7 protein-coding genes and 2 pseudogenes are annotated in these 7,495 nt (G+C 30.6%); all 9 read left to right on the forward strand.

Annotated features, from left to right (window positions below):
- The coding region (locus JJE11_RS10900; RefSeq protein ID WP_291635480.1) for a sigma-70 family RNA polymerase sigma factor at positions 1 to 275 on the forward strand (275 nt) is incomplete at its 5' end.
- A 215-nt stretch (positions 276 to 490) separates the two neighbouring features.
- A complete protein-coding gene (locus tag JJE11_RS10905) occupies positions 491 to 1,546 on the forward strand; it encodes a type IV pilus twitching motility protein PilT (RefSeq protein ID WP_291635482.1) in 1,056 nt (351 codons plus the stop codon).
- 447 nt (positions 1,547 to 1,993) lie between these two features.
- Complete coding sequence (ftsA, locus tag JJE11_RS10910; RefSeq protein WP_291635484.1) at positions 1,994 to 3,247, forward strand: cell division protein FtsA; 1,254 nt, start codon at positions 1,994 to 1,996, stop codon at positions 3,245 to 3,247.
- Positions 3,248 to 3,262: 15 nt separating this feature from the next.
- Positions 3,263 to 4,354 (forward strand): cell division protein FtsZ, encoded by a 1,092-nt coding sequence (gene ftsZ / locus JJE11_RS10915; RefSeq protein ID WP_291635487.1) that lies wholly within the window; start codon positions 3,263 to 3,265, stop codon positions 4,352 to 4,354.
- 273 nt (positions 4,355 to 4,627) lie between these two features.
- Positions 4,628 to 5,434, forward strand: a complete 807-nt coding sequence (spoIIGA, locus tag JJE11_RS10920) for a sigma-E processing peptidase SpoIIGA (RefSeq protein WP_291635489.1) — start codon at positions 4,628 to 4,630, stop codon at positions 5,432 to 5,434.
- A gap of 62 nt (positions 5,435 to 5,496) precedes the next feature.
- Positions 5,497 to 6,204: an RNA polymerase sporulation sigma factor SigE gene (sigE, locus tag JJE11_RS10925; RefSeq protein WP_291635491.1), complete on the forward strand. Its 708-nt coding sequence runs from the start codon at positions 5,497 to 5,499 to the stop codon at positions 6,202 to 6,204.
- Between the two features lie 28 nt (positions 6,205 to 6,232).
- Positions 6,233 to 6,779 (forward strand): annotated as a pseudogene (locus JJE11_RS10930) (sigma-70 family RNA polymerase sigma factor); the annotation flags it as partial.
- Between the two features lie 179 nt (positions 6,780 to 6,958).
- Positions 6,959 to 7,222, forward strand: a complete 264-nt coding sequence (locus JJE11_RS10935; protein WP_291635493.1) for a YlmC/YmxH family sporulation protein — start codon at positions 6,959 to 6,961, stop codon at positions 7,220 to 7,222.
- Positions 7,223 to 7,356: 134 nt separating this feature from the next.
- Positions 7,357 to 7,495: pseudogene (locus JJE11_RS10940) on the forward strand (transcriptional regulator NrdR); the annotation flags it as partial.

Here is a 7,495-nt window from a genome sequence, read left to right on the forward strand (position 1 = left end):
ATGAAGATTCCATTATTGAGATTGTAGAAAATAAAATACAAATTAAAAAACTCTATAGTAAGATAAATTTAGCTTTGATGGATAGGGAAAAAATAATAATTCAAATGCGATATGGATTAATTGACGGGAAACCTCGGACTCAAAGGGAGATTGCATTGATCCTGGGAATTTCTAGGTCCTATGTTTCTAGGATTGAAAAGAGAGCATTAAAGAAGCTTTATAAGGAGTTAAATTATAATAATAAAAATAGGTTAACTAGTCCTAATAAATTATGATAGACGGTAAAAAGAATAAAAAAGGAGAATTTTATAATTTTGTCGAATATTATAAAACAAATGAATTAATTTTATTTTTACTAAAGAAAACAAAATTTCTACATCAAGATGTGAGAAATGGAGCCAGAGATTGAAAATGGTAATAACATACTAAAAATTTAAGCTCATTAGCCATAGATATTTGGGAGCTTCATTAAAGAACAGGGGGACAAATAATGATATCGCTTAGTGAATTACTAGAAAATACCACAGAACAAAATGCATCAGATTTGCACCTAACAGTTGGATCAGTACCAGTTATTAGAGTTAATGGTCATCTAATACAAGTAGGAAAAGATAAATTAACACCAGCAGATACGGAAAAATACGCAAGAGAAATTTTAGAAAACTCTTATGAAGAATACTATGAAAATGGGGAAATTGATACTTCTTACTCTATTTACGGCCTTGGAAGATTTAGAGTTAATGTTTATAAACAAAGAGGAAGCGATACTATAGCTATTAGAGTAGTTGCACTAAAAATACCTACGCTTAAACAACTTGAGTTTCCTGAGGTTGTTAGGGCACTTACTACAAAGCAAAGAGGGCTAGTTTTAGTAACGGGGCCTACAGGCAGTGGTAAAAGTACTACTCTAGCGGCTATGGTTAATGAAATTAATTCTACTAGAGCATGTAATATAATAACTCTGGAGGACCCTATTGAGTATTTGCATAAACATAACAAATCCATTATTAATCAAAGAGAAATTGGGAAAGATAGTAAAAATTATAAAAATGCTTTAAGAGCTATACTTAGAGAAGATCCAGATGTTATATTAGTAGGCGAAATGAGAGATCTTGAGACGATTTCCATTGCTATAACTGCAGCTGAAACTGGTCATTTGGTTTTCTCTACTTTACATACTATAGGTGCAGCCAAAACTGTAGATAGAATAGTGGATGTATTTCCTCCACATCAGCAGCAACAAATCAAAGTTCAATTAGCTGCAGTAATGCAGGGAATAGTTTCTCAACAATTAATACCTAAAATTAATGACGTAGGCAGAGTGGCGGCTCTTGAGATAATGATATCAACTCCAGCAATTCAAAACCTTATCCGCGAAGGGAAAACTCATCAATTACAATCCTGCGTTCAAACTGGAGGGAAATATGGCATGAAAACCATGGATATGTCAATTGCAGAGTTATATAAAAAAGCTATTATATCTAAAGATGAAGCAATGACTTACTGCGTTGACAATGAAATGATGATAAGAATGTTATCTCTTTAGTTAATAATAAATAAGCAAATAGGCTAAAAGTAATATAAATTATTGCTTTTAGCTTTAATTTGTTTGTGCTTAAATGCGAAATACTCTAAGTAACTTTGCATTTTTTATATATTGCTACTATACTGAGGTTACAATAAAAAATTAACTTTTTAAATCATTAAATTAATTATATATCAGAAGAAAAGTATCAGATTAAATAAGTTGGAGATTACATCTTCTTTTGAAGCTGTTAGTATTGTATAATTAGATATAGGGATTTAAGATAGTTACTAATTAGAAATTAAATTTATATATATCCACAAATATACAATAAAATGTAACCTTGTTTTAATTAAATTTAAATTTTTAATTAATATTTTAAAAAAATTAATTAAATAAGAGGAAAATTTATTCTTATGTTGAATATATACACTTAAGGTTTCTCGTGCAGAGGGGGGGATAGACTTAATGAATAAACAAATAGTAGGAATTGATTTGGGATCATCAAAAATATGCGGAGCAGTTGGTAAAATTAGTAGTAATGGAAAACTTCAGATTATAGGCATTACATCAGTGGTATGTAGTGGTTTAAATAAATCAGTTGTAATAGATATTGATAGTACAGCTGAAGCTATAAAACAATGTGTCACACAATTAGAACGTATGACAGATACACAGATCAGTGAGGCTTATATATCACTACCTGGAGGTATTTGTGAACTAGTAAGAAATACAGGGATGATTGCGATATCTTCTGAAGATAGAGAAATTAAACAAAGTGATGTGGATAGGGTAATTGAAGCAGCTAAACTTATCTCAGTTCCTCTCGATAAAGAAATAGTAGGGGTAGAGCCTGAACAATATATCGTTGATGGATATGACAATATCAAAGACCCTATAGGAATGAGTGGAGTAAGGCTCGAAGTTGAAGGACAAGTAGTCATGGCACAATCCACAGTAGTTAGTAATTTACTGAAAAGTGTGAAGCGAGCTGGAATTAAAGTTAATGGTATAGTACTTCAGCCATCAGCAATCTCTGAGGCAGTGCTTCGAAAAGAAGAGAAGGATATGGGAATAGCACTAGTAGATGTTGGAGCACAGACTATTGATATCTCTATTTACAAGAGTGGAAAATTAAAATACACTTCTATTATTCAATTAGGTGGAGATAATATAACCAATGATATATCAGTTTGTCTTAAAGTTCCTTTTAGTGAAGGTGAAAGATTAAAACTTAAATATGGAAGCCTAATTAAAGGCAAAGGAGACGATACCTCAAAAATTAGGGTTAAAGATTCTTATGATACTTTAATGGAAATTGATAACAATTTATTAGTAGATATAATTCATGCTAGAGTAGAAGAGTTATTATATTTAATTGAAAAAAACTTATCAAGTAGTGGATTTTATAAAGAAACTTCTGGTGTCGTGATAGTTGGTGGAGGTATCTCGTTATTTAGGGGCACTAATGAGCTAAGTAAAGAGATATTAGCTAAGTCAGTGAGAATAGGTTCACCAGAGTATGTAGGAGCAGCTAGCCCTATATATGTTACGGCAGTGGGCATAGTTTTGCAAGTTGTTAGTAAACTTAAAACTAGTAATAGTTCATTAGAAGAATTAGATGAACATTCGTATGATAACAAACAGTCAAAAAATAAAAATATAAAAGGGGAAAATGGATTTGCATCAAAGGTTAAAGGTTTTTTTGCAGATTTTTTCTAAAGAGGAGGTAGTGTTGTGCTAGATTTTGATGTTGATGTTCAAGAATTTGCTCAGATTAAAGTAATTGGGTGTGGAGGCGGAGGAAACAATGCTATAAACAGAATGATTAATGAGGGACTTAAAAACGTGGAATTTATAGCTATAAATACAGATAAACAAGCTTTAATTCTTTCTCATGCGGTTCAAAAAATTCAAATTGGAGATAAATTAACTAAGGGGCTAGGAGCAGGTGCCAATCCAGAAATTGGTATGAAAGCGGCAGAAGAAAGTAGAGATGAAATTTCCCAAGCTATAAAAGGGGCAGATATGGTATTTATTACTGCAGGTATGGGTGGCGGTACAGGTACTGGGGCAGCACCTGTTGTTGCAGAAATTGCTAAATCTATGGGAATACTTACTGTAGGAGTTGTAACAAAACCATTTCCTTTTGAAGGCAGAAAAAGAATGATTAATGCTGAAATAGGGATAAAAACCCTTAAAGAAACAGTGGATACTTTAGTAACAATACCAAATGAAAGACTATTAACCATGGTAGATAAGAAAACTACATTAATGGATTCTTTCAAGATGGCTGATGATGTATTAAGACAAGGTATACAAGGTATATCTGATTTAATTACAATACCAGGTCTTGTAAATCTAGATTTTGCAGATGTGAGGACAATTATGCTTGCTAAAGGCCTTGCACATATGGGTGTTGGTAGTGCGTCAGGCGATAATAGAGCTCAAGAAGCAGCAAAACAAGCTATTTCAAGTCCGCTATTGGAAACTTCTATAGTTGGGGCTACTGGTGTGCTTTTAAATATTACTGGTGGAATGGACTTAGGCTTACTTGAAATAAATGAAGCCGCGGAAATTGTACAAGGAGCAGCTGACCCAGATGCTAATATTATATTTGGTGCAGTTATTGATGAAAATTTAAAGGATGAAATAAGAATAACAGTTATTGCAACTGGTTTTGAGAATGATAAAGTAATGAACAATAAAAATGTTCTAAAGTCCAAAGTAAAAGAAACAGTTAATCCTATTGAAGAAGTGGCGTACACTAAAGAGTATGAAGAAGCAGATTTAGAAATTCCAGCTTTTTTAAGAAGACAAAATAAATAAATGTAAGCTTGCCTAATAAATAAAGTGCCTTTTGGCACTTTATTTGCGTTTAAAACAATTTTAATTATTAATAGGATCCATATGCCTTACGATTTGTTGGGCGAGGGTCCTTTTTTTATTATTTATGTACTAAACCATTACCTCTGATTTGCAACATGGAATAATATGAGAATTAGTGACGTTTTATAGAAGAATAAATTTATAATAATGTGGTAAAAAATGACAAATTTTTGCTTGCATAAGATATATAATAATTTAAAGGAGGAGGGACAAGTGATAGTATATATAGATGTTCTTATATTGGTAAATTTTATAGTTAATCTATTCATATTACATGTTACTGTTCAAACATTAAGAAAAAGAATAAATTTCATGTGGATGTGCCTTTCAAGTTTTGTAGGGAGCTTATATGTTTTAACGGTAGTGTACCCAAAGTTAAAATACTTGTCATATTTACCTTTTAAAATATTAATTGTCATTGCCATGATTTTAATTGTTTTTAGAGAAAAAAATATTATATTCAATATTAAAGCTTCATTAGTTTTTATATTATATTCAATTCTTTTAGCTGGAATGTGCTTATTTATTCAAATGAATAATAGTGAAGAAATGTCGTTCAATGTTATAATAATAAATTTCCCTTATGAAAAGTTACTACTTTCACTGATGATAATTTATATTTTAATATATAGGATCATAATTTTTATAGGAGATAGAAAGAAGATATCAACACTTATATATACTGTTGATATAATAAATAAAAGTTATAAAAAAACTATAAAGGCATTTTTAGATACAGGAAATGAGCTTCGCGAGCCTGTTACTAATTTACCGGTATTGATCGTTGAGCGGGATAGTTTAAGTGAGGTAATGCTTGAAAAAAATAATACCTACCTCATTCCATATACTGTAGTAAATGGGACTAATGGTAGACTTATAGGGTTTAAACCAGAGTGCATTAATATTCATATCGATAAAAAAAACATTGAAACAAGAGATGTAATTATAGCTTTTTGTGAATATAAATTAAGCAAAGAAAATGACTATAATGGGCTTATGTCTAGAGGTATACTCATTTAATAGGTAAAATGCTAGTAATTATTATGTAATTATTATGTAATAATATAAATAAGGAGGCTATTATGTTTAATTTTAAAGTATTGTTAAACAAGTTGATTGTTAAATTTAAAGTATTTTCAAATAATTTGTTTTATATAGGGGGGAATGATGCACTACCGCCTCCTTTAACTAAGGATGAAGAGTATGCGTTAGTAACAAAGCTCGATACGGGAGATAAAAATGTGAGAGCTACCTTAATTGAAAGAAATTTAAGGTTAGTAGTATATATAGCAAGGAAATTTGAAAATACAGGTGTAAATGTTGAAGATTTAATTTCTGTAGGAACCATAGGACTTATAAAAGCAGTTAATACATTTGATCCTGAAAAACAAATTAAATTAGCTACATATGCTTCAAGATGTATTGAAAATGAAATTTTAATGTATCTTAGGCGAAACAGTAAAATTAAAACTGAAATTTCTTTTTATGAGCCTCTAAATGTTGACTGGGACGGTAATGAATTATTGCTATCTGACATTCTTGGTACGGACAATGATGTGGTTTACAATATAATTGAAGAGGATGTAGATAAACAATTACTTTGGCTTGCAATGCAACATTTAAATTCAAGAGAAAAAGAAATTGTACAATTAAGATTTGGTTTAAATGGAGCTATAGAAAAAACACAAAAAGAAGTTGCTGATATACTCGGAATATCTCAATCTTATATTTCAAGACTTGAAAAAAGAATTATAAAAAGGTTGAAAAAAGAAATTAATAAAATGGTGTAAGGTTGTCTGTAGTATAAAAAATAAATCAATGAAGTCCATTGATAATTTCGATATAAGTTTAAATGTTAGATTTTCAACGTATGCAGTTCCTATGATAATTGGCGAAATAAGAAGATACCTTAGAGATACTAACTCTATAAGAGTTAGTAGGTCACTACGGGATATTGCCTATAGAGCATTGCAAGTAAGAGATAGATTGGTTAATGAGAACAATAAAGAACCAACAGTAACTCAAATAGCAAAAGAACTAGAATTGCCTAGAGAAGATGTAGTATTTGCACTAGATGCGTTGCAAGATCGTGTCTTTATTTGAATCAATTTATCATGATGGTGGAGATGCGATTTATGTAATGGATCAAATAAGTGATACTAAAAACTTAGATGATACTTGGCTTGAAAATATAACAATTAAGGAAGCAATGAAAAATTTAAATGGTAGAGAAAAGCTAATTTTAAATTTAAGGTTCTTCGATGGAAGAACTCAAATGGAAGTAGCTGATGAAATAGGCATATCCCAAGCACAGGTGTCAAGACTAGAAAAAACTGCATTAAAGCACATGAGAAAGTATGTATAGGGTCCTTTAGGTGGGCCATTTTTTTGAACCAATTTTAGGATATGATATTATGTGTATTTAAATAAGGGATGTTCAAATAAAAAATATTCTAATTAAAATAATATTTTTAATTACTAATGAATATAAATAATATAAAGTGTAATGCATTTATAAAATATACTAGCATAGGGGGTAATAAAATGGAAAGCCTAATGTACGCATTAAATAATTTAAGACAGATGGAAATTATAGACATAACCTCAGGTTCAAAAATGGGTTATATAAAGGATTTAAGAGTTGATTGTGATGAAAATAGAATTGTTTCGATTCTAATGCCAACTCAGAAGTCATCTTGGTTCAATAAAAATAATAGCATTGAGATACCTTGGGAGAAAGTAAAAAAAATTGGTGTGGATGTTATTCTCATAGACGGCAGTGATGTAAACATGGGAAATGATGAGTAAGGTACATTCAAGTAAATAACATGTCGGTGTACTTGTTATTTATTTTTATGTCCCTAACCTATTTTAATTTATAATAAAAAGTGTATAATGTTAGTATATTTGATAAGTATACTAGAAAAAGGGCGTGAATAGCATTGAAGTGTCCATATTGCAGTTGTGAAGAAAGTAAAGTGGTTGACTCTAGGTCAACAGAGGATAATATTGCAACTAGGCGAAGGCGGGAGTGCCTAAGTTGTTTTAAACGATATACCACATATGAGAAAGTTGAAGATA

It is taken from the genome of Clostridium sp. (genome assembly GCF_016650095.1).
Taxonomy (GTDB): domain Bacteria; phylum Bacillota; class Clostridia; order Clostridiales; family Clostridiaceae; genus Clostridium_AD.